Genomic DNA, 22,811 nt, shown 5'->3' with positions numbered 1-22,811 from the left:
CACACGAACCTCAGGAATGCGCTTGAGAAAGGTTGGTCAACTCCGGGCCTTTGGTGGGCGGCTCCTTGAGCACCACGCGCTTGATCGGGCCGACAATCACCAGGTAGCTGAATACCGCCACCAGCGCGTTGGCGCCGACGAACACCAGCGCCCATTTGAACGAGCCAGTGGTGCTGATGATGTAGCCAATCACAATCGGTGTGGTGATCGACGCCAGGTTACCGAAGGTGTTGAACAAGCCGCCACTGAGCCCGGCGATTTGTTTCGGCGAGGTGTCGGACACCACCGCCCAACCCAATGCGCCAACGCCTTTGCCGAAGAAGGCCAAGGCCATGAAGCCCACCACCATCCATTCGATGTCCACGTAATTGCACGCCACGATGCTGCTGGAAATCAGCAGGCCACCGATGATCGGCGCCTTGCGTGCGAAGGTCAGCGAATGGCCTTTGCGCAGCAGGTAGTCGGAAATCACCCCGCCGAGCACCCCGCCGATAAAGCCGCAGATCGCCGGTAACGAGGCAATGAAGCCGGCTTTGAGGATGGTCATGCCACGCTCCTGCACCAGGTACACCGGAAACCAGGTCAGGAAGAAGTAGGTGATACCGTTGATGCAATACTGGCCCAGGTAGACGCCAAGCATCATGCGGTTGGTCAGAAGCTGGCGGATGTAATCCCACTTGGGCCCGTCGGTTTTCTTACCCTTGCCCTTGTCCTGATCCATATCGACCATCGCGCCATTGGCGGCGATGTGATTGAACTCGGCCTCGTTGATCATCGGATGCTGGCGCGGGCTGTGGATAACTTTCAGCCAGATCAGCGAGAAAACAATGCCGATCACGCCCATCACGATAAACACGTGCTGCCAGCCAAAGCGATAGACGATCCAGCCCATCAACGGCGCGAACAACACCGTGGCGAAATACTGGGCCGAGTTGAAGATCGCCGACGCAGTGCCGCGTTCCGCCGTAGGAAACCACGCCGCAACAATACGGGCATTTCCCGGAAACGACGGCGCCTCGGCCAAGCCCACCATAAAGCGCAGCATGAACAGCGCGACCACCGCAGTGGAGACGCCAAACTCACCGACATAGCCTTGCAGCACGGTGAACAGCGACCAGGTGAAGATGCTCAGGGCATAGACTTTTTTCGAGCCGAAACGGTCGAGCAGCCAGCCACCGGGAATTTGCCCGGCCACGTAGGCCCAACCGAATGCAGAGAAGATATAACCGAGGGTGACCGCGTCGATACCGAGGTCTTTTTGCAGGCTGGAGCCGGCGATAGCGATGGTGGCCCGGTCGGCGTAGTTGATCGTGGTCACCAGGAACAGCATGAGCAGGATCAAATAGCGGACGTGGGTCGGCTTGGTCGCTTGCATGTAGAAGTACTCCCACTAATTATTTTTTTTGCGGGTAATCATTTTTTTGCCGTGGAAACCGCACTATGAGGGAGCCGGGCTTGCCCGCGATGCAGGCACCTCGGTGTGTCAGCGAGACCGAGGTGAGGCTATCGCAGGCAAGCCAGCTCCCACCTGGAGCCGGTGCCACGGGGTGCTGCGTGTTACGAACCGATGTAGCTGGTTTTCACCACGGTGTAGAACTCTTGCGCATAGCGACCTTGCTCACGCGAACCGTAGGATGAGCCCTTACGGCCACCAAATGGAACGTGGTAGTCCACCCCCGCCGTCGGCAGGTTGACCATCACCATTCCAGCCTGGGAGTGGCGCTTGAAGTGGTTGGCATATTTGAGCGAGGTGGTGGCGATGCCGGCCGACAAGCCGAACTCGGTGTCATTGGCCATGGCCAGCGCCGCCTCGTAGTCCGCCACGCGCACCACGTTGGCCACCGGGCCGAAGATCTCTTCACGGCTGATGCGCATCGCCGCTTCACTGTCGGCAAACAGTGTGGGCGCCAGGTAATAGCCTTCGGTGTCGCAGGTGACCAGGCCGCCACCGCTCACCAGCCGGGCGCCTTCGCTCTGGCCGATGTCGATGTATTTCATGTCCTGATCCAACTGGGCCTGGGACACCACCGGGCCAATGTCGGTACCACTATGCAAAGCGTGGCCGACCTTGATCGACTTCATGCGCTCGGCCATGGCGGCGACAAACTGGTCGTGGATCCCCGCGGTGACAATCAAGCGGCTCGAGGCGGTGCAACGCTGGCCGGTGGAGTAGAACGCACTCTGTACCGACAGCTCGACAGCCTGCTTGAGGTCGGCATCGTCGAGAATGATCTGCGGGTTCTTGCCGCCCATTTCCAACTGCACCTTGGCCTGGCGCGATACACAGCTGACGGCGATCTGACGCCCAACACCCACAGACCCGGTGAAACTGATGCCATCGACTTTCGGGCTGTTGACCAGCACGTCGCCGACCACACGGCCACTGCCCATCACCAGGTTGAACACACCGGCAGGGAAGCCGGCGCGGGAGATGATTTCGGCCAAGGCCCAGGCACAGCCCGGCACCAGTTCGGCAGGCTTGATCACCACGCAGTTGCCGTAGGCCAGGGCCGGAGCGATTTTCCACGCGGGGATGGCGATCGGGAAATTCCACGGGGTGATCAGGCCCACCACACCGAGGGCTTCGCGGGTCACTTCAACGTTGACGCCCGGGCGCACCGAAGGCACGTAATCGCCCGACAGGCGCAGGCACTCACCGGCGAAGAATTTGAAAATATTGCCGGCGCGGGTCACTTCACCAATGGCTTCGGGGAGGGTCTTGCCCTCTTCGCGGGCCAGCAGGGTGCCGAGTTCTTCACGACGGGCGAGAATCTCGCTGCCGACTTTATCCAGCGCATCGTGACGCGCCTGGATACCGGAGGTGGACCACGCCGGGAACGCGGCGCGGGCAGCGTCGATGGCCGCGTTGACTTGGGCCACGTCGGCTTTGGCATATTCGCCAATGGCGTCGGACACATCCGAGGGGTTGATGTTGGTGCAGTAGTCGGCGCCGGTTACCCATTGGCCATTGATGTAGTTCTCAAAACGCTTTGCTTGGGACACGAATCTTCTCCTGACGCAAAAGGCCGCTGATTGCTCAGCGGCCTTCTGGATAATTTATTGCGCGCCTTGCTTGTCAATCAGCGCGGCGAGGGCTTCGTACTCTTCCGGCAGCAGGTCGGTCAGTGGCGTGCGCACGGGGCCGGCGTCATAACCGACGATTTTCGCACCGGCCTTGACGATGCTCACCGCGTAACCGGCCTTGCGATTACGGATATCCAGGTACGGCAGGAAGAAGTCGTCGATGATCTTGCCGACGGTGGCGTGATCTTCGCGGGCAATGGCGTGATAGAAATCCATCGCCGTCTTGGGGATGAAGTTGAACACCGCCGAGGAGTACACCGGCACGCCCAGGGCCTTGTAGGCTGCGGCGTAAACCTCTGCGGTCGGCAAGCCACCGAGGTAGCTGAAACGGTCGCCCAGGCGACGGCGGATCGACACCATCAACTCGATATCGCCCAGGCCATCCTTGTAGCCGATCAGGTTCGGGCAGCGCTCGGCCAGGCGCTCCAACAGCGGTGCGGTCAGGCGGCAGACATTGCGGTTGTACACCACCACGCCGATCTTGACCGACTTGCACACGGCTTCAACGTGGGCGGCAACCCCGTCCTGGCTGGCTTCGGTGAGGTAGTGCGGCAGCAGCAGCAACCCTTTGGCGCCGAGGCGTTCGGCCTCTTGGGCGTACTCGATGGCTTGGCGGGTAGCACCGCCCACACCGGCCAGGATCGGCACGCTGGACGCGCAGGTATCCACGGCGGTTTTCACCACCTGGGAATATTCGCTGGCCGCCAGGGAGAAAAACTCACCTGTGCCGCCTGCGGCGAACAAGGCGCTGGCGCCATAAGGGGCCAGCCATTCCAGGCGCTTGATGTAACCCGCCTGGTGGAAATCACCCTGGGCGTTGAAATCGGTCACCGGGAAAGACAGCAGACCGTGGGAGAGGATGGACTTCAGTTCTTGTGGATTCATTATTCGAACACCCTGGGCGAAGACTTTCTAACGAAAGGTTGTTGTTGGTTTTGATGATGTCGTACGTCATCGTACAACTATAAATAAATTCGTCAACTGCAATTCATCCGGCGTACTCCTGCGAAGGCTTAAGACGCGGCTCTTGACGTAGGAAATTTCTCACCTATGATCCATATAACTGTATATGTATACAGTTATCACGGAAGATTCCTACGACATAGCAAGGAGCTAACATGTCAGGTCTTGAACTCGCAGCACCCGAAAAAAACCCGCCAACCCTGCGCTTCGAAGGCGGTGAACACACCGCCATCGGCGATGACACCCTGCTTCGCTTCAGCAAGGACGCCCCGGCCATCCCTGCGCGCCAAGTCGAACTGCACCTGCCCAACGGGCTCGCGCTGACCTATGGTCAAGTAATCGCCCTGGGCGGCGACTTCTATGGCATCCCCGGCCAACCGATCAGCGATGGCAACTCCCCGTCCGAGCGCGTGCAACGCTTCACCGCCGCTTTCAACTCTCTCGCCGTGTTGCCCGCTTCACGGCAAGAAGCGCAGAAGATCCTGGCGGTGATGCAAAAGGAGATCAACGCCGTCAACCAGGCGATCAAGGACGGCAAACAGCCGCACGAAGCCTACGACGCCCTGGGTGATACGTTGTCCGAGGAGTGGAACCGCATCACCGGCGGCGGCAGCGCTGTTTCGGCCCTCGTGCCACTGGGCCGCTACTTGAAACTGGCAGCCGACAACGCCGACCACTTCGGTGAGTGGGCCTTGTCGGCCTACATGGCCGGCCATACGGCAGCACTGCAACAGGCAGTGGTGGCCCATCAGACCGGCACCGACCAGGCCCTGGAATTGGCTTACGCCATGAACAGCTTTGCCGATCACTTTTTGACCGATCTGTTTTCCGCCGGCCACCTGCGGGTACCGCGCAAACAACTGGCGGCAGTGGTGACGCCAGGAGAACTCGGCTCGCTGATCAGCCGCTTCATGCACGATGAAGACAGTAAATTCGGGCTCAAGGTGCGCAATGCCATGGGCGCTCAGTGGCATGCCTACGGCGACAAGCGCTACTTCGACAGCATTGACGCCGACAATCGCGTGCAGGTCAAACGGGCGGTACAGGCCTCGGCAGATGAAATCTTCGAAACCTTCATCAGCGGCATCGCGCCCTCCCCGGCTGAGTTCAAGGCACCGCTGTATGTGCCCGACCTGAACGCCGCGCAGAACCCGGCGAATAACTTCTCGCCGCTGTTCAAGATAGAGGGGGACAAGGTGCTGCGGCGCAAGGACGTCAACGATTTGAACGACAAGCACTGGACCAATGATTGGTGGGGATGGAGTACGTACTTGTTGCTTAAGGACTACAAGCCAAACCAACCCGCCAGCTAAACAGACGCAGTACTCCAGATAACGGAGATCAACTGTGGGAGCTGGCTTGCCTGCGATCCAGTCAACTCGGTGATTCAGGCACACCGAGTCGATGCCATCGCAGGCAAGCCAGCTCCCACATGGGCAAAGCTCAGCCCCGCTGCGCCTCTGCCTCTTCATGGGCATGGCGCAGTCGCTCGCGACTGTTGGTCAAATGCAAGCGCATCGCCGCCCGTGCCGCATCCGAATCCTGGCGGGCAATCGCCTCATAGATTTCTTCGTGTTCGCGGCTCAAGCGGCTCATGTAGTGCTGTTGGTCATCATGGGCCAGGCGCGCCGAATTCAGGCGGGTACGCGGAATGATGCTGGTGCCCAGGTGGGTCATGATGTCGGTGAAGTAGCGGTTGCCGGTAGACAGCGCAATTTCCAGGTGGAAGGCAAAGTCCGACGCCACCGCATCGCCGGCGTGGGCCGCACTTTCATTCAAGGCATCGAGGGCCGCACGCATGGCCGCCAGTTGCTCATCGCTGCGACGCAGCGCCGCGAGGCCAGCAGACTCCACTTCAAGGCTGATACGCAACTCCAGAATCGCCAGCACATCACGCAAGGTCACCACGGTGGCCGGGTCTATGCGAAAACCGCTGGGGCTTGGCGTGTCCAGCACGAAGGTGCCGATACCATGGCGAGTCTCGACCTGCCCCGCCGCCTGCAGGCGCGAGATGGCTTCACGCACCACCGTCCGGCTGACGCCATGGGCGTCCATGATCGCCGACTCGGTGGGCAGCTTGTCGCCGCGTTTGAGCTGGCCATCGCGGATCTGCTCGGACAACACCGTGACCAATTCCTGGGCAAGGCTGCGGCGCTTGCGGGGAAGACGTGGGGCGGCGCTGGCGTTTTCCATGATGAACCATCTTTCTCGACGAACTAAAGACCGCATCATAGCCCATGGTGGTTGTACGATCACCGTTCTGGCGCGACTTTCATCCATATCCTTCACGCAAAAAAAATGCCCCGACAGACGTCGGGGCATTTTTCAGATGGGTCTGTAAGCGAAATCCGCCTACTTCACCACTTTCAAGCTTGGCCGACCGCTAGGGCGCGGCGGCTCGGTATCCGGTGGCGGTACATCATCACCGTCTTCGCCTTCGATCGTTTCGTCATCCTCTAAAGGCGACTCCAGATCGAACACCATGCCCTGGCCATTTTCCCGGGCGTAGATCCCGAGGATGGCGCCGATGGGCACGAACAGCGTATGGGGCACACCGCCGAAACGCCCTTCGAAGCTCACCGCTTCGTTGTCCATGTGAAGGTGGCGCACGGCACTGGGCGATACGTTCAGCACAATTTGCCCGTCACTGGCAAAACCCTGGGGTACCTGAACCGCAGGAAATTCGGAATTGACCAGCATGTGCGGGGTGCAATCGTTGTCCACAATCCACTCATAGAGCGCGCGGACCAGGTAAGGTCGACTGGAGTTCATCAACGGCTCCTTAAGCCTTAGCGCATATCGCGTTCGGCACCAGACAGACTTGCCTGGAAAGCCTCACGCGCAAACTGGCGCTCCATGTAATCAAGCAACGGCTTGGCCGGCCGTGGCAGTTCAATGCCCAGAATCGGCAAGCGCCAGAGTATGGGTAATAGGCAGCAATCCACCAAGCTTTGTTCCTCACTGAGGAAAAAAGGTTTATCGGCGAACAATGGCGAAACGCCGGTGAGGCTCTCGCGCAATTCCTTGCGCGCCTGCACACGAGCGGCTTCTTTGGAACGCGAATCCAGGATCACATCCACCAACCCGCACCAGTCACGCTGGATCCGATGGATCAGCAGGCGGCTGTTGGCACGCGCCACCGGGTACACCGGCAGCAAAGGCGGATGAGGGTAACGCTCATCCAAGTATTCCATCACCACGGTCGACTCCCACAACGCCAGGTCACGATCGACCAGGGTGGGCAAGCTGCCGTAAGGGTTCACTTCGATCAGCTTCGGCGGCTGACGGCCCGCCTCCACACTGATGATCTCGGCGCTGACACCCTTCTCTGCGAGCACGATACGTACTCGGTGGGAATAGTGGTCGGCGGGGTCGGAGTAACAGGCCAACCGGTTGGTCACGCCCATGGCGGTCCTCCTCGCTTGTTGAAATTATCGAAAGCTCAAAAACGAGCGCGCCCAGAAAGCATCCCTGTAACGACCGGTTCAAACCGGCGCTACGTGTTCAGAGATGCCGCTGGGCGCGCAAGATTAACAGCAATTGCTTACGGTTGGATCAATGCACATCCTTCCAGTATTCACGCTTGAGCAAATAAGCGAATACGAAGAAGAAAGCCAGGTACAGCAAGACGTAGGTACCGATGCGCTGATGCTGCAGTTTGACCGGGTTGGCCGAGTAGGCCAGGAAGGTCACCAGGTTCTTGACCTTCTCGTCGAACTGCTCTTCGTTCAGCGTACCGGTCTTGGGCACGATGGTCAGTTGATCGCACGCTTCATGGGTCAGCGGCGTGCCGGTCAACGGATCATATTGCTTCTTGCCGTCTTCAACGACCTGAACCTGCTTGCATCCTACCACTTGGCGCCCCTGCAGGCCGACCAGAACGTTCGGCATGCCGACGTTCGGGAAGACTTTGTTGTTCACGCCATAGGGGCGTGCAGGGTCTTCGTAGAAGGACTTGAGGTAACCGTAGAGCCAGTCGGTACCGCGTACACGGGCCACCAGGGTAAGGTCGGGCGGTGCGGCGCCGAACCAGGTCTTGGCGTCGGCCGGTTGCATGCCGATGTTCATGTGGTCGCCGATCTTGGCACCCGTGAACACCGCGTGGCTGAGCATCACTTCATGGGGAATGTCCAGGTCATCGGCAACGCGCTCGTACCGTTGGAACTTGGCGCTGTGGCACCCCATGCAGTAGTTGGTGAATGTACGCAGCCCATCCTGCATGGCGGCTTTGTCAGACACATCGATATCGACTTTTTCCAGCTGCGCACCATGTTCGGCAGCGAAGGACAGTAGCGGCAGTGCCGCAAGCACGAATGCAACGAGTAATTTTTTCATCAGCCAGTCACCCTTTCCGGAACCGGTTTGGTCTTCTCGAGCCGGGTATAGAACGGCATCAGAATAAAGTAGGCGAAGTACAGGAAGGTGCAGACCTGCGACAGCAACGTCCGCTCAGGGGTGGGCGCCAATACACCCAACACACCCAGGATCACGAATGAAATGCAGAACACCCACAGCCAGATCTTGCTCAGCCAGCCTTTGTAGCGCATTGACTTGACCGGGCTACGGTCGAGCCACGGCAGCACGAACAGCACCGCGATGGCCGCGCCCATGGCGATCACGCCCATGAGTTTGTCGGGGATCGCGCGCAAGATCGCGTAGAACGGCGTGAAGTACCAGACCGGGGCAATGTGCTCAGGTGTCTTGAAGGCGTTGGCCTGTTCGAAGTTAGGCTTCTCCAGGAAATAACCGCCCATCTCCGGGAAAAAGAACACGATCGAGCAGAACACAAACAGGAACACGACCACGCCGACAATGTCTTTCACGGTGTAGTACGGGTGGAACGGAATGCCATCCAGCGGGATGCCGTTCTCGTCCTTGTGCTTCTTGATGTCCACGCCATCCGGGTTGTTGGAACCCACTTCGTGCAGCGCCAGGATATGCAAGACCACCAGGCCCAGGATCACGATCGGCAAGGCCACCACGTGCAAGGCGAAGAAGCGGTTCAAGGTGATGCCGGAGATCAGGTAGTCACCACGAATCCACTGGGTCAGGTCGTTGCCGATCACCGGGATTGCGCCGAACAGCGAGATGATCACCTGGGCGCCCCAGTACGACATCTGGCCCCAAGGTAGCAGGTAGCCCATAAAGGCTTCGGCCATCAGTGCCAGATAGATCAACATGCCGAAGACCCACACCAGCTCACGGGGCTTCTGGTACGAGCCGTAGAGCAGGCCGCGGAACATGTGCAGGTAGACGACGATAAAGAACGCCGACGCACCGGTGGAGTGCAACAGGCGCAGGATCGAGCCGTACTCGACATCACGCATGATGTATTCGACAGAGGCAAACGCCTCTTCCGCCGACGGCGTGTAGCTCATCGTCAACCACACGCCAGTGACGATCTGGTTGACCAGCACCAACAGCGCCAGGGAGCCGAAGAAGTAGAAGAAGTTGAAGTTTTTCGGCGCGTAATATTTGCTGAGATGGTCTTCCCACATTTTAGTGGCGGGGAAGCGCGCATCCACCCAATCCATGAACTTGCTCATCACGCGTTCTCCTTGTCGAGGCCAATGACAATGATGTCGTCAGATTCGTAATTGTGAGGAGGAACCGGCAGGTTCAGGGGCGCAGGCTGGGATTTGTAGACGCGGCCGGCGAGGTCATAGTGGGAACCGTGGCACGGGCAGAAATAACCGCCGACCCAGTCTTTGCCCAAGTCGACAGGCGCCACTTCCGGGCGGAAGGTAGGTGAACAACCCAAGTGGGTACACAGACCAACCAGCAGCAGAATTTCTGGCTTGATCGAACGCGCTTCGTTCTTGGCGTAGGCGGGCTGGTCGGACTTTTCGGACGTCGGGTCAGACAGCTGGCCTTCGATCTTCTTCAGATTCCCCAGGATTTCCTCGGTACGACGAACAATGAAAACCGGCTGGCCGCGCCACTCAGCAATCATCTGCTGGCCTGGCTCGATCTTGCTGACATTCACCTTCACCGGTGCACCTGCGGCTTTCGCCTTGGCACTGGGAAACCATGACCCCACGAACGGGACCGCAGCCCCCACCGCTCCTGCAGCACCCACCACGGATGTGGCTGCTACCAAGAAGCGACGCCGGCCTGCATTCACGCCGTCATTGCTCATTCAGTCCTCTCCCATCAGCTTTTTGGCCTGTTAAATCAGGCGTCTACTAAGTGTTGAATCTTTACTTATAAAAATTTTGACGGATGGTAATGAAAAGCCCCACGTATGACAAGGGAATTGCCCGGGGCTCCGCCTCCAGGCCTTGTAGTATAGGGGGTCTACGGATGTGGCAAGTTGTCACGGCGAAAAATGTGCATAAATCGCAGGCAATAAAAAACGCCCAGCTCCGTGAGGAGGCTGGGCGTTTTTGTGGAACGTAAAGCGAATTAACGCTTCGAGTACTGCGGACGCTTACGCGCTTTACGCAGACCGACTTTCTTACGTTCAACTTCACGAGCATCGCGAGTCACGAAGCCAGCTTTGCGCAGAGCGCCACGCAGGGTTTCGTCGTACTGCATCAGAGCGCGAGTGATACCGTGGCGGATTGCGCCAGCTTGACCACTTACACCGCCACCGATAACGGTGACGTAGATGTCGAACTTTTCAACGGTCTCGGTCAATTCCAGCGGCTGACGAACTACCATGCGGGCAGTTTCGCGACCGAAGAAGTTGTCCAGGGAGCGGTTGTTGATCGAGATGTTACCAGTGCCCGGACGCAGGAAAACGCGTGCGGTTGCGGTTTTGCGACGGCCAGTGCCGTAATTTTGAGTCGCCGACATAATGAACTATTCCGTTAAAACTTCAGTTCTTGGGGCTGCTGAGCAGCATGAGGGTGTACAGCGCCCGCATAGACTTTCAGCTTGCGAAACATATCGCGACCCAGTGGGCCCTTAGGCAGCATGCCTTTGACCGCGATTTCGATCGGGGCTTCAGGCTTCTTGGCAATCAGGCCTTCGAAGTTGGAAGACTTGATACCGCCTGGGAAACCGGAGTGACGGTAGTACATTTTGTCGCTTGCTTTGTTGCCGGTTACACGAACCTGCTCAGCGTTGATGATGACGATGTAGTCGCCGGTATCAACGTGCGGGGTGTATTCAGGCTTGTGCTTGCCACGCAGACGGCTGGCGACTTCAGTGGCCAGACGACCCAGGGTCTGACCAGCGGCGTCGACGACAAACCAGTCGCGCTGAACTGTTTCCGGTTTTGCAGTAAAAGTTGTCATTCTTTAATAGCCTCAGGGGCCGCCTGTAAATTTAGACGGCGGATCTTACTGAATAGTGCGTACTTTGACAAGGTCAAAGGCAGCCGGATACAGACGCTATCGGGGGCTCGGGTCGGCGCGTCCGTTCAACGGCAAGATTCTTCGGCAGGCGGCGCATCACTTCCACTGCAGAAAGAGGTGGGCAATTATGCAGATTGCGAAAAAAAATTCAACCTGCTTTTATGATTGTTTTACCCCGAAGGAGTACCCGATGGATTACCGACAGCTGGGCCGCACCGATCTGAATGTCAGCGCGATCGCGTTGGGCACCATGACCTGGGGCGAGCAGAACAGCGAGGCAGAGGCCTTCGCGCAGATCGAAAGGGCCAAGGCCGCGGGGATCAACTTCCTCGACACCGCAGAAATGTACCCGGTGCCGCCCAAGGCCGACACCTACGCCACCACCGAGCGCTACATCGGCAACTACTTCAAAAGCCGTGGCGACCGCGCCGACTGGATTCTCGCCAGCAAGATCGCCGGCCCCGGCAACACCATCGACTATATCCGCGATGGCCACCTGCGCCACAACCGCAAGCACATCGCCGCAGCCCTGGACGCCAGCCTCAAGCGCCTGCAGACCGAGTGGATCGACCTCTACCAACTGCATTGGCCGGAGCGCAGCACCAACTTCTTCGGCCAGTTGAGCTACAAGCACAAGGACGAAGACGACCTCACCCCACTGGAGGAAACGCTCGAAGCCCTGGATGAACAGGTAAAGGCCGGCAAGATCCGCCACATTGGCCTGTCCAACGAAACGCCGTGGGGCGCCATGAAGTTCCTCGCCCTGGCCGAAGCCCGCGGTTGGCCGCGCGCCGTGTCGATCCAGAACCCCTACAACCTGCTCAACCGCAGTTTTGAAGTGGGCCTGGCGGAGGTTGCCATTCGTGAACAGTGCGGCTTGTTGGCCTATTCGCCTTTGGCGTTCGGCATGCTCAGTGGCAAGTACGAAAATGGCGCTCGCCCGGCCAAGGCGCGCCTGACCGAGTACAGCCGCTTCAGCCGCTACTTCAACCCGCAATCGGAAGCGGCGTGCAGCCGGTATGTGGCTCTTGCGCGGGAACATGGCCTGGACCCGGCGCAGATGGCGCTGGCGTTTGTGACGCAGCAACCGTTTGTGACCAGCAATATTATTGGGGCCACATCGCTGGAACAACTGGACAGCAACATCGCCAGTGCCGACATGAAATTATCGAAAGAAGTGTTGGAAGGGATTGAGGCGATTCAGAAGGATCATCCAAACCCAGCACCTTGATTGATCCGCACTGATCATTCCCACGCTATGCGTGGGAATGCCGCCTTGGACGCTCTGCGTCCGCTTTCAGAGTCGTGACGCGGAGCGTCACATGAGGCGTTCCCACGCGGAGCGTGGGAACGATCAATCAAGAGCACCTAACAATCAAAGTGCCCGCGCAATGATCTCCTTCATGATCTCATTGGTCCCCGCATAAATGCGCTGCACCCGCGCATCCGCCCAGGCCCGGGCAATCGGGTATTCCCACATGAAGCCGTAGCCGCCATGCAACTGCACGCACTCATCGAGCACCTTGCACTGCAGGTCGGTGGCCCAGTACTTGGCCATCGCCGCCGTGGGCACGTCCAGCTTGCCTTCCAGATGCAAGGCCATGCACTGGTCGACAAACACACGGCCAATCTGAATCTCGGTGGCCATCTCCGCCAGCTTGAACCGGGTGTTCTGGAAGTCGGCGATCGCCTTGCCGAACGCCTTGCGCTCACGGGTGTAGTCCAGGGTCCACTGCAACGCCGCTTCGGCTGAGGACAGCGCGCCAATCGCCACGGTCAGGCGTTCTTGCGGCAACTCTTGCATCAGGTAGGCAAAGCCCATGCCCGCCTGGCCCAGCAGATTTTCCTTGGGCACGCGCACATCCTGGAAGAACAGCTCCGAGGTGTCCTGGGCCTTCATGCCAACTTTCTCCAGGCGCTTACCTTTGTCGAAGCCCGGCGTGTCGGCTTCCACCAGGAACAGACTGGTACCCTTGGCGCCAGCCTTGGGGTCGGTCTTGGCGACGACAATCACCAGATCGGCCAGGTAACCGTTGGTGATAAAGGTCTTGGAGCCGTTGATCACATACTCGTCACCGTCCAGCACTGCGCTGGTCTTGACCCCTTGCAGGTCGGAACCGGCGCCCGGCTCGGTCATGGCAATGGCTGTGACCCTCTCTCCGGAGATCAACTGGGGCAGGTACTTGTGCTTCAGCGCTTCACTGCCGTAATGCAGGATGTAGGGCGCGACGATATCCGAATGCAGGGAAAAACCGATGCCGGTCAAACCCAGGCGGCTGACTTCTTCGATCACCACCGCGCTATAGAGAAAGTCCGCGCCCAGCCCGCCATACTCCTCTGGCAGGTGGGAACACAACATGCCCGCCTCCCCCGCCTGGTTCCACAAGTTACGGTCGATATAGCCCTGCTTTTCCCATTGCCCATGGAAGGGCACGGCATGCTTTTCGAGGAAAGTGCGTACGCTCTCACGGAAGAGTTCGTGCTCCGAGCTGAACAAGGTTCTGGGGATCATGGGTCACCTGCGTGGATTGTCGGACAAGGACGAGCCCACAGAGCCTATGCCCCGAAGGCGTCACGGGACACTGGACACATGCGACAAAAAATAAGACGATCCAGCCGTCTGGTGACCACTTTCCCCTATAAGAATAAATGAAATTATGTCTAACCAAATCTCCACGCCGTTGCGGCGCGTCAGCATTTTGGCCATTGATCGGGTATTCGCTTCAACCCTCATGCAAGCCAAGGATTTCTTCCATCTCGCCAGCCTGCGCCATGGCAAACAGCAAGGGCTGGGCCTGACCCCAGGGTTCGAAACGCGCCTGGTCAGCCCCGACGGCCAGTCCGTGCGCAGCTTCAGCGATGTGATCATGCCAGTGGACGGCGGCCTCGAAGACGCCGACATCATTGTGCTGCCGGCCTTCTGGGACGACTTCGATGCCCTGTGCTCCCGCTACCCGCAGGTGCTGCCGTGGCTGCGCGACCAGCACGCCCGCGGCGCCGTTCTCTGCGGCGAGGCCACCGGGGTGTTCTGGCTGGCCGAAGCCGGGCTGCTCGATGGCAAGGAGGCGACCACCTACTGGCGCTTCTTCAATGCCTTCACAGAGCGCTTCCCCAAGGTGCAGCTCAACCAGGACAAGCACCTCACGGATGCCGATAACCTGTATTGCGCCGGCGGCACCACGTCGGCCTGCGACCTTTATATCTACCTGATCGAACGCTTCTGCGGCGCCAACATCGCCCAGGCGGTGGCCCGCGACATTCTCTATGAGGTGCAGCGCAACTATTCACCGGGGCGGATCGGGTTTGGCGGGCAGAAGCTGCATCAGGACGTGATCATCCTGCAGATCCAGCACTGGCTTGAAGAGCACTTTGCCGACAAATTCCGCTTTGAAGACGTCGCCCGGGAACACGGCATGAGCATCCGCAACTTCATGCGCCGATTCCAGACCGCCACCGGTGACAAGCCGCTGCATTACCTGCAGCGCCTACGCATCGAAACGGCCAAGGGCTTGCTCTCGGGCAGCCGCAAGAGCATCAAGACCATCAGCTACGAGGTGGGTTACGACGATGCGAGTTTCTTTGCGCGGTTGTTCAGGCAGCACACGGAGTTGTCGCCCAACCAGTATCGCCAGCAATTTCAGCAGGCCGCCTGACTCCAGGCCAACACAAGCCATTGTGGGAGCTGGCTTGCCTGCGATGACGGTGTATCACCCAACCTATAATTGACTGATACACCGCCATCGCGGGCAAGCCCGGCTCCCACATTAGCTCTCCATTGAGCCGGAGATTGCTTAAGGCTTGTGGCCGCGCGACAGGAACTCGTGGGACTGCATTTCCAGCAGGCGACTCAAGGTGCGCTGGAATTCGAAGTTCAAGCGGCCGCCGGTATAGAGGTCCTTGAGTTCGACTTCCGCCGAGATGATCAGCTTGACGTTACGGTCGTAGAACTCATCGACCATGTTGATGAACCGTCGGGCGATATCGTCGGTAGTCACGCCCATCTGTTCCACACCACTCAAGATCACGGCGTGAAAGATCTTGCCCAGCTCGATGTAATCGTTCTGGCTGCGTGGCCCATCGCACAGTTGGCGGAACTCGAACCAGGCCACGTCATCGCAGGTGCGCAGCGCGATGATTTCGCGGTTCTCGATCATCAGCTTGTCGTTTTCCACCGCTTGCGTGCATTCCGGCGTCAGCGCACGGAAGCTTTTCTTCAGGCTTTCGTGCGCCGCTTCGTTGAGCGGGAAGTGGAACAGCTCGGCTTGCTCCAGATGACGCAAGCGGTAGTCGACGCCGCTGTCGACGTTGACGATATCGGTGTTCTGCTTGATCAGCGCAATGGCCGGCAGGAAGCGCGCACGTTGCAGGCCGTCCTTGTACAGGCCATCGGGCACGATGTTCGACGTGGCCACCAGGGTCACACCGTTCTTGAATAGTTCTTCCATCAGGGTGCCAAGGATCATGGCGTCGGTGATGTCGGAGACGAAAAATTCATCGAAGCAGATCACCCGGGCCTCTTGGGCGAAACGCTTGGCGATGATGGTCAGCGGGTTTTTCTCGCCCGGCAGGGTCTTCATCTCTTCGTGCACGCGCTTCATGAAGCGGTGGAAGTGCGTACGCACTTTTTCCTTGAACGGCAGCGCTTCAAAGAAGGTGTCTACCAGGTAAGTCTTGCCCCGACCCACGCCGCCCCAGAAATACAGGCCCTTGACCGGCGTGTGGTCTTTCTTGCCAAACAGCTTGCTGAACATCCCTGGCTTGCTTTGCGACGCGGCCACGAGGTCCTCGTACAGGCGCTGCAAATGACGCACGGCATTTTCCTGGGCCGCGTCGTGGAAGAACTCGGGGCGTTTCAGATCAGCTTGATATCGTTCTAGGGGCGTCATAATTTCGTTAGCAAGGCAACAAAAACGGGCCGACACTGTAACGACGGCCCCGGATAATGGCAATCAACCCTTGGTCGGGTTAATCCTCGATTGGGGTCAACGCAGCGCGCAAAGCGGCGATGGCGGCATCGCGAGATGAAATCTCTTCGAAGAAAGGCCCATCTGCGATGCAGTAGCCTTCCAGCCAGACGCTGAAGGTGGTTCCTTCTTCGCGAATATCCAGTGTCTTACCCGACTGAAGATCTTTAGTTGCAGCGCCTGCCAACTTACCATCAGAAAATTTGCGTGAAACCAGAAGCTGTTCACCGTTAGGCGCCAGCAGGCGGAAGCGGAAGCTGCCATCGTCTTCACGGAAGCTCACAAACCGCGCAGCCTTTGCCGCTTTTTTCTTGGTGGCGACCGGCGCCGCCGCCTGGTTGACGAACGAACGCAGGCCCACCGCTTCACGCAGCTCGGCCAGGAACGGTGCCGCCACAGCGCGGGCCTTCTTGGCGCCGACCTGCAGCAGGTCTTCCATGTCCGATGGGCGCGACATCAGTTGGTGGTAACGCTCGCGCGCTTCGCCGAGCTGGCCGTCGAGCAGTTGGAATAGACGGTTCTTCGCCTCGCCCCAGCCCAGGCCTTCTAGTAGCTCGCCACGGAATTGTGCTTCCTGGGCCTTGGTCGCGAACGCCTGGTACAGGGTGAACAGGTGCGAATTGTCCGGGTCCTTGGCTTCGCCTGGCGCGCGGGAGTCGGTGACGATCCGCGAGATCGCGTCCTTCATGTCCTTGGCGCTGGTGAACAACGGGATGGTGTTGTCGTAGCTCTTGGACATCTTGCGACCATCCAGGCCTGGCAAGGTGGCCACGCTTTCTTCGATCAACGCCTCGGGCATGGTGAAGAATTCTTTACCGTTGCCGAACAGGTGGTTGAAACGCTGGCCGATGTCGCGGGCCATTTCCACGTGCTGGATCTGATCGCGGCCCACCGGCACCTTGTGCGCGTTGAACATCAGGATGTCCGCGGCCATCAGCACCGGGTAGCTGTACAGGCCCATGCTGATGCCCGCATCTGGGTCTTCGCCGTTCTCCACGTTCTTGTCCACCGAGGCCTTGTAGGCATGGGCGCGGTTGAGCAGGCCCTTGGCGGCAACGCAGGTCAGCAGCCAGGTCAGCTCGGGAATTTCCGGGATGTCCGACTGGCGGTAGAAGGTCACCCGGTTCACATCCAGGCCACCGGCCAGCCAGGTCGCGGCGATTTCCATACGCGAGCGCTGGATGCGCTGCGGGTCATCGCATTTGATCAGGGCGTGGTAGTCGGCCAGGAAGTAGAAGGAATCGGCATTCGCGTCTTCGCTGGCGAGGATCGCCGGGCGAATCGCACCGGCGTAGTTGCCCAGGTGCGGCGTGCCGGTGGTGGTGATGCCGGTGAGGATACGGGTACGGGTCGTCATGGGTGATCGCTTGTCATCAATTCGAAAGGCGTGGCAGCACCAGATCCTTGAGATCGGTCAGCTTGCCATGAAAAAAGTGTCCGCATTCTGCCACTTTCAGCAGCTCATGGGGGCGTTTCAGGGCGGCGGACCAGGCGTAGACCACTTGCGGGTCGACCACTTCGTCGCTTTCCGGCTGGATCAGGGTCAATGGGCAGCCTTGGGGCAGCACGTCCGACTCGCCCAGGCGCATCACCGCCGCAGCCACCATGAACAGGTGCGCGAGCTTTTCGCCCTTGGCCTCCAAACGCCCGCCGAGACTGGCAGCCACGTAACCGCCGAAGGAAAAACCGAGCAAGGTGATCGGCAGGTCCGGGTGCTTTTCACGCAGCCAGGTGGCGGCCGCTTCAGCATCGTCGACCTCACCGGTGGCCATATCGTGAGTACCGGCACTGGCACCCACACCACGGTAATTGAAACGCAAAGTAATCAAACCCGCATCGCGGGCAGTGCGTTGCAGGGTCGAGACGACTTTATTGAGCATGGTGCCACCCTGCACCGGGTTAGGGTGGCAAACCAGCGCCAGGCCACGTGGTTCGGGGTGATCCAGGTACAGGGCTTCCAATTGGCCCGCCGGGCCATCGATCAAAACGGGGGTTTCACGCATGAGCAAGGATGAACTCCGTGACCTCTCAAGGGGTCGACTCGTCTAGCTAAAAGTCTGTGCATGGCATCATTGCGAGCTTAATCGCGGTATACAGCGCAGGTTTGAGCCGTTAACGTAAAGCAAAGCCGTTTATAGAGGAAGGACTCGTGGAACACTCGCTCTTAGTTTGGTTGTTGCCGACTCTTGCCCTGGTTGCCGGTGTCGCCATTGGTTTCCTGGTTGCCCGCCTGCTGCCGAATGCCGCGCCTAACCGCACGCAGCGTCAGCTGGATGACATTCAGGAACGTTTTGACAGTTATCAGAACGAGGTTGTTACCCACTTCAACAGCACCGCGACCCTGGTCAAGAAGCTCACCCAGAGCTACCAGGAAGTACAGGATCACCTCGCCGATGGCGCTAACCGCCTGGCCCTCGACGACATCACCCGCCAGCGCCTGCTGGCCGCGCTGCATTCCGATGCACCGCAAACCCCACGGGAACGCCTGACCCCGCCTCGGGAAAACCAGGAGCCACCACGGGACTACGCGCCAAAGACGCCGAACGCTCCAGGCATGTTGGATGAGCATTACGGCTTGAAGAAGTAAGTCATCTTCGGGCAATAAAAAAGCCCGGCTGATCGATGATCAGCCGGGCTTTTTATTAGGTGCCTGAATCATCAGACAACACCGCCTCCTGTGGGAGCTGGATTGCCTGCGATAGCGGCGTGCCCGTTGACACACCTGCCTCAGACACTCCGCCATCGCGGGCAAGCCCGGCTCCCACATCGAGCGCGCACGCGTTCAGGTCGGTTGTTGTTCCTGCAACCGCCCACCGTCGATGCGCACATGCCGCCCATGGAAACGCTTGAGGCTGCTGCGGTGGCCGACGCTGACGATGCTCAACCCCGGCAACTCATCGATCAACGCCTGGTACAAGGTTGCTTCGTCTTCTTCATCCATGGCCGAGGTTGCCTCATCCATGTATAGCCATCGCGGTGCAAACAACAGCGCACGGGCAAAGGCCAGGCGCTGTTGCTCACCCGGCGAGAGCATGCGTTGCCAGTGGTTGGCTTCATCCAGGCGATTGACCAGGTGCGGCAGGCGGCAAGTCTCCAGGACCTGTGCATAACGTTCTGCCGGATAGACGCTGTCGTCCTGTGGATAACTCAACACGGCCTTGAGCGTACCAATCGGCAAGTAAGGCTTCTGTGGCAGGAACAGATAGCGCGTCGCCGGTAAGCGAATGCTGCCATGACCGGCGGGCCACAGATGCCCCATCGCCCGCAGCAAAGTGCTCTTGCCGCTGCCGGAACGCCCGCTGAGCATGACGCGCTCGCCAGGCTCCACGGTCATGTCGGCATCAGTGAGCAGGTGACGGCCGTCGGCCAGGTCCATGCCCAGGTCCTTGATCACCAGGCGCTCGCCTTCAGGGCGCACGTCGATCGCCGGCGTGCGTTGCTCGTTGTCGCTCATGGCCTGCTGGAAACTCAGCAGACGGTCGCTGGTGGCGCGCCATGTCGCCAGCTCCGAATAGGCGTTGATAAACCAGCTGAAGTTCTCTTGCACGTTGCCGAACGCCGAGTTGATTTGCATCAGCTCGCCCAGCTCGATCTTGCCGGTGAAATAGCGCGGCGCGGCGACGATAAAGGGGAAGATGATTGCGATCTGGCTGTAGCCGGCGGTGAAAAAGGTCAGGCGCTTGGACACTTTCATGATGTCCCAGAAGTTCTGCCAGACTTTGCCGAAGCGGGTGCTCAGGCGCTGCCTTTCATTCGGCTCGCCGTTGTACAGGGCGATACTTTCGGCATTCTCACGCACCCGCACCATGGAAAAACGCAGGTCCGCTTCAAAGCGTTGTTGCTGGTTGCTCAGGCCAATCAAGCGCCGGCCGATCAGGTGCGTCAGCCAACTGCCCACGGCGGCGTACAGCAACGCACACCAGAACATGTAACCGGGGATGGTGACGCCGAACACTTCGATGCTGCCCGAGACACCCCACAGGATGATCGAGAATGACACCAGGCTGACCACGTTACGCAGCAACCCAAGGCCCAGGCTCAAGGTGCCGGACGTGAAGTTGTTGAGGTCTTCGGAAATCCGCTGGTCCGGGTTATCGGTATAGCCGCCCTGCTCCAGCTGGTAGTAATTCTTGTGGGCCAGCCAACGGCTGAAGTGTTTTTCGGTGAGCCAGGCGCGCCAGCGGATAGTCAGCATCTGGGTCAGGTAAAGGCGGTACACCGCACCGAGTATCGCCACCGCCGCGATCCCGCCGAAATAGCCGATCAACTGCCAGAAGGCCGCGGTGTCCTTCTTCTCCAGGGCGTTGTAGAAGTCTTTGTACCAGTGGTTGATCCACACGGAGATCGCCACGCTGAACAGCGACAGGCCAATCACTGCGGCCAGCAGCAGCCAGGCCCTGCCCTTCTCTTCACTGCGCCAATAGGGTGTGATCATCGCCCAGGTTCGGCGGAAGAATTGCCCACGCACCGCGTCGTTGACCGCGCGATATTCAGCATTCTGATTCATCGTTCAGGCTCGGTAGGAAAAAGTCACAGGCGTTTGAACCGATCATAGGGGATCGGTTCGTGCGTCCGTGCAGCCTGAAGCGAGTTGTTCAGTCGCCGTTCAGCGTCGTACCGGGCGCTTCTGCAACTTGCGCTGCAAGGTACGCCGATGCATGCCCAAAGCGCGGGCGGTGGCGGAGATATTGCCTTCGTGCTCGGTCAGCACGCGCTGGATGTGTTCCCACTGCAGGCGGTCCACCGACATCGGGTTTTCCGGCACCAGGGTGTCGAGGTCGGCATGCTCGGACAGCAAGGCGGCCAGCACGTCGTCGGCATCCGCGGGTTTGCACAGGTAATTGCAAGCGCCGCGCTTGATCGCCTCGACGGCGGTGGCAATGCTGGAGTAACCGGTGAGGATCACCACGCGCATTTCCGGGTCGAGTTCCAGCAGCTTGGGCAGCAGTACCAGGCCCGAGTCGCCGTCCATTTTCAGGTCGAGGGCGGCGTAGTCCGGCAGGTCGGCCTGGGCGATGGTCAGGCCCTCTTCGGCAGAGCCTGCAGTGCTGACGCGAAAACCGCGCCGGCTCATGGCGCGCGCCATCACGCGGGTAAAGGTCGCGTCGTCATCTACCAGCAACAGGTGCGGCAGTTCTTCGCCTTCGACTTGGATCTCGTCACTCATCGATATCTCCTCGTGCGACACGGGGCAGGCGCAGCTCGGTGAGCGTGCCACCTTCCTCATGACTATAGAGCTTCACTGAGCCGCCCGCGCGGGTCACGCTGGCCTTGCTCAAAAACAGGCCCAGGCCGAAGCCTTTGCCCTTGGTGGTAAAGAAGGGTTTGCCGATCTGCTCGGCAATGGCCAACGGCACGCCCGCGCCGTGGTCACGAATGCTGATGGTGACGTTTTCCGCGTCCCAGTCCAACTGCACGCCGAGGCCTTCAGGGCAAGCGTCGGCTGCATTGTTCAGCAAGTTGAGCAGCGCCTGGGTCAGGTCCGGCGGTGGCGCCATGCGCGGCACGCTGCCTTGGCCCAGCAGGTTGAAACGGTAACTGGCTTCGGGACGCATCAGGTGCCAGCGGTTGAGCGCCTCATCGAGCCACTGGGTGACGTCCTGCATTTCGACCGCCAGACGGCGATTGGCTTCAGCGGCGCGCACCAGTTGCTGCAACGTCAGCTTGCACTGCTTGACCTGTTCCTGCAGCACGCTCAAATCGTCCTGCAGGGCCGGGTCGTGATGGTCCTGGGTCATTTCCTTGAGCAGCACGCTCATGGTCGCCAGCGGCGTGCCCAACTCATGGGCAGCGCCTGCGGCCTGGGTGGCGACAGCCAGCAACTGCTGGTCACGCAGGCCTTCTTCACGGCGAATGGCGCGCAGTTCTTCCTGGCGGCGCAGTTCTTCGGCCATGCGCGCGGCAAAGAAGGTGATGACTGCCGCAGACAGGGCGAAGCTCAACCACATTCCGTAGATCTGCAGGTTTTCCCGGGCGATGGGGAACGTCTGCAAGGGGTAGAACTGCGCCAACAGCAGGGTGTACAGCGTCAGCGCAATCCCCGACAGCACCACCGAATAGCGCCACGGCAGGGTGACGGCAGCGATGGTCAAAGGCACCAGGTAGTAGGAGACGAAGGGGTTGGTGGACCCACCGGAGAAGTACAGCAACACGCTGTGGATAAACAGGTCACAGGCCAGTTGCAGAGCATATTCCAACTCGGTCACCGGCCAAGTGGTACGCAATCGAATGGCGGTGAACACACACAATACGGTGGAAAAACCCAGGGTCACGGCCAGTTGCAGCCAGGGCAGCGGCAGCAGGTCGAACCAATAGGCAAGCCCGACGGAACCAGCCTGTGCGGCCAATACCAGGGTGCGAATGAACGTCAGGCGCCAAAGGTTCTGGCGAGTGGCGGAAGTCAGTTTTACGGCGGCGAGCATGAGCTCTCCCGTTGAGCGCTGCAGGCGGATCGGCACGAGTATAAACGAAGCAGACCTGCTGGCACGGCGTGTGTGGC

At 59.5% G+C, this 22,811-nt stretch carries 22 protein-coding genes; 4 read left to right on the top strand and 18 right to left on the bottom strand.

Features of this window, described 5'->3' with window-relative positions; all coding sequences use genetic code 11:
* Positions 1-10: 10 nt before the first annotated feature.
* The 3 genes from JMV15_RS00165 to kdgD all read right to left on the bottom strand — a co-directional run bounded on the left by JMV15_RS00165 (position 11) and on the right by kdgD (position 3,969).
* Complete coding sequence (locus tag JMV15_RS00165; RefSeq protein ID WP_014716915.1) at positions 11-1,375, bottom strand: MFS transporter; 1,365 nt, start codon at positions 1,373-1,375, stop codon at positions 11-13.
* Positions 1,376-1,557: 182 nt separating this feature from the next.
* Positions 1,558-3,003, bottom strand: a complete 1,446-nt coding sequence (locus JMV15_RS00160) for an aldehyde dehydrogenase family protein (protein WP_014716914.1) — start codon at positions 3,001-3,003, stop codon at positions 1,558-1,560.
* A gap of 54 nt (positions 3,004-3,057) precedes the next feature.
* Positions 3,058-3,969, bottom strand: a complete 912-nt coding sequence (gene kdgD / locus JMV15_RS00155) for a 5-dehydro-4-deoxyglucarate dehydratase (protein ID WP_003188537.1) — start codon at positions 3,967-3,969, stop codon at positions 3,058-3,060.
* A gap of 233 nt (positions 3,970-4,202) precedes the next feature.
* Here kdgD and JMV15_RS00150 point away from each other — a divergent pair, with 233 nt between their 5' ends.
* Entirely contained in the window at positions 4,203-5,360 is a 1,158-nt protein-coding gene (locus tag JMV15_RS00150) for a hypothetical protein (protein ID WP_038448921.1), read from the top strand.
* Between the two features lie 130 nt (positions 5,361-5,490).
* Here JMV15_RS00150 and JMV15_RS00145 read toward each other — a convergent pair whose 3' ends face one another.
* The 8 genes from JMV15_RS00145 to rplM all read right to left on the bottom strand — a co-directional run bounded on the left by JMV15_RS00145 (position 5,491) and on the right by rplM (position 11,288).
* Positions 5,491-6,240 (bottom strand): FadR/GntR family transcriptional regulator, encoded by a 750-nt coding sequence (locus JMV15_RS00145; protein WP_003188534.1) that lies wholly within the window; start codon positions 6,238-6,240, stop codon positions 5,491-5,493.
* A 159-nt stretch (positions 6,241-6,399) separates the two neighbouring features.
* Positions 6,400-6,819 (bottom strand): ClpXP protease specificity-enhancing factor, encoded by a 420-nt coding sequence (locus tag JMV15_RS00140; protein ID WP_014716912.1) that lies wholly within the window; start codon positions 6,817-6,819, stop codon positions 6,400-6,402.
* 17 nt (positions 6,820-6,836) lie between these two features.
* On the bottom strand, positions 6,837-7,454 hold the full coding sequence (locus tag JMV15_RS00135; protein ID WP_003188529.1) for a glutathione S-transferase N-terminal domain-containing protein: 618 nt from the start codon (positions 7,452-7,454) through the stop codon (positions 6,837-6,839).
* 148 nt (positions 7,455-7,602) lie between these two features.
* Complete coding sequence (locus JMV15_RS00130) at positions 7,603-8,382, bottom strand: cytochrome c1 (protein WP_038448919.1); 780 nt, start codon at positions 8,380-8,382, stop codon at positions 7,603-7,605.
* The gene (locus tag JMV15_RS00125; RefSeq protein WP_003188526.1) at positions 8,382-9,593 is read right to left on the bottom strand and encodes a cytochrome b; all 1,212 of its coding nucleotides are present in this window, start codon (positions 9,591-9,593) and stop codon (positions 8,382-8,384) included. Before JMV15_RS00125 ends, JMV15_RS00130 begins: the two co-directional genes overlap by 1 nt.
* A complete protein-coding gene (petA, locus tag JMV15_RS00120; protein ID WP_003188524.1) occupies positions 9,593-10,186 on the bottom strand; it encodes a ubiquinol-cytochrome c reductase iron-sulfur subunit in 594 nt (197 codons plus the stop codon). Before petA ends, JMV15_RS00125 begins: the two co-directional genes overlap by 1 nt.
* Before the next feature lie 266 nt (positions 10,187-10,452).
* Entirely contained in the window at positions 10,453-10,845 is a 393-nt protein-coding gene (gene rpsI / locus JMV15_RS00115) for a 30S ribosomal protein S9 (protein ID WP_002555064.1), read from the bottom strand.
* 14 nt (positions 10,846-10,859) lie between these two features.
* Complete coding sequence (rplM, locus tag JMV15_RS00110) at positions 10,860-11,288, bottom strand: 50S ribosomal protein L13 (RefSeq protein WP_003188508.1); 429 nt, start codon at positions 11,286-11,288, stop codon at positions 10,860-10,862.
* Between the two features lie 250 nt (positions 11,289-11,538).
* On the opposite strand from rplM, the gene JMV15_RS00105 reads away from it, so the two are divergent.
* Positions 11,539-12,579, top strand: a complete 1,041-nt coding sequence (locus JMV15_RS00105) for an NADP(H)-dependent aldo-keto reductase (RefSeq protein ID WP_014716910.1) — start codon at positions 11,539-11,541, stop codon at positions 12,577-12,579.
* Between the two features lie 144 nt (positions 12,580-12,723).
* Here JMV15_RS00105 and JMV15_RS00100 read toward each other — a convergent pair whose 3' ends face one another.
* On the bottom strand, positions 12,724-13,860 hold the full coding sequence (locus tag JMV15_RS00100; protein WP_019816964.1) for an acyl-CoA dehydrogenase family protein: 1,137 nt from the start codon (positions 13,858-13,860) through the stop codon (positions 12,724-12,726).
* Between the two features lie 220 nt (positions 13,861-14,080).
* Between JMV15_RS00100 and JMV15_RS00095 the strand changes: the two genes are divergently transcribed.
* Complete coding sequence (locus JMV15_RS00095; protein WP_172832691.1) at positions 14,081-15,001, top strand: GlxA family transcriptional regulator; 921 nt, start codon at positions 14,081-14,083, stop codon at positions 14,999-15,001.
* A 138-nt stretch (positions 15,002-15,139) separates the two neighbouring features.
* Here JMV15_RS00095 and zapE read toward each other — a convergent pair whose 3' ends face one another.
* From zapE to JMV15_RS00080, 3 genes are all read right to left on the bottom strand, one after another.
* Complete coding sequence (gene zapE / locus JMV15_RS00090) at positions 15,140-16,234, bottom strand: cell division protein ZapE (RefSeq protein ID WP_014716907.1); 1,095 nt, start codon at positions 16,232-16,234, stop codon at positions 15,140-15,142.
* A gap of 79 nt (positions 16,235-16,313) precedes the next feature.
* Positions 16,314-17,669 carry a tryptophan--tRNA ligase gene (locus JMV15_RS00085; RefSeq protein WP_038448915.1) on the bottom strand — a complete coding sequence of 452 codons (1,356 nt, stop codon included), beginning with the start codon at positions 17,667-17,669 and terminating at the stop codon, positions 16,314-16,316.
* A 16-nt stretch (positions 17,670-17,685) separates the two neighbouring features.
* Entirely contained in the window at positions 17,686-18,315 is a 630-nt protein-coding gene (locus tag JMV15_RS00080; protein WP_038448913.1) for an alpha/beta hydrolase, read from the bottom strand.
* 146 nt (positions 18,316-18,461) lie between these two features.
* On the opposite strand from JMV15_RS00080, the gene JMV15_RS00075 reads away from it, so the two are divergent.
* The gene (locus JMV15_RS00075) at positions 18,462-18,899 is read left to right on the top strand and encodes a YhcB family protein (RefSeq protein ID WP_003171734.1); all 438 of its coding nucleotides are present in this window, start codon (positions 18,462-18,464) and stop codon (positions 18,897-18,899) included.
* A 195-nt stretch (positions 18,900-19,094) separates the two neighbouring features.
* On the opposite strand, the gene JMV15_RS00070 is transcribed toward JMV15_RS00075, so the two are convergent.
* The 3 genes from JMV15_RS00070 to JMV15_RS00060 all read right to left on the bottom strand — a co-directional run bounded on the left by JMV15_RS00070 (position 19,095) and on the right by JMV15_RS00060 (position 22,734).
* On the bottom strand, positions 19,095-20,819 hold the full coding sequence (locus tag JMV15_RS00070) for an ABC transporter ATP-binding protein/permease (protein WP_014716904.1): 1,725 nt from the start codon (positions 20,817-20,819) through the stop codon (positions 19,095-19,097).
* Positions 20,820-20,918: 99 nt separating this feature from the next.
* Positions 20,919-21,479, bottom strand: a complete 561-nt coding sequence (locus JMV15_RS00065) for a response regulator transcription factor (protein ID WP_003171731.1) — start codon at positions 21,477-21,479, stop codon at positions 20,919-20,921.
* Positions 21,472-22,734 (bottom strand): ATP-binding protein, encoded by a 1,263-nt coding sequence (locus tag JMV15_RS00060; protein ID WP_003188495.1) that lies wholly within the window; start codon positions 22,732-22,734, stop codon positions 21,472-21,474. The genes JMV15_RS00065 and JMV15_RS00060 overlap by 8 nt, the downstream gene beginning before the upstream one ends.
* Positions 22,735-22,811 lie beyond the last annotated feature (77 nt).

It is taken from the genome of Pseudomonas paracarnis (genome assembly GCF_904063055.1).
Classification (GTDB): Bacteria; Pseudomonadota; Gammaproteobacteria; order Pseudomonadales; family Pseudomonadaceae; genus Aquipseudomonas; species Aquipseudomonas paracarnis.
The sequence above is the reverse complement of the archived record's forward strand: the minus strand, read 5'-3'. Positions and strand labels throughout refer to the sequence as shown.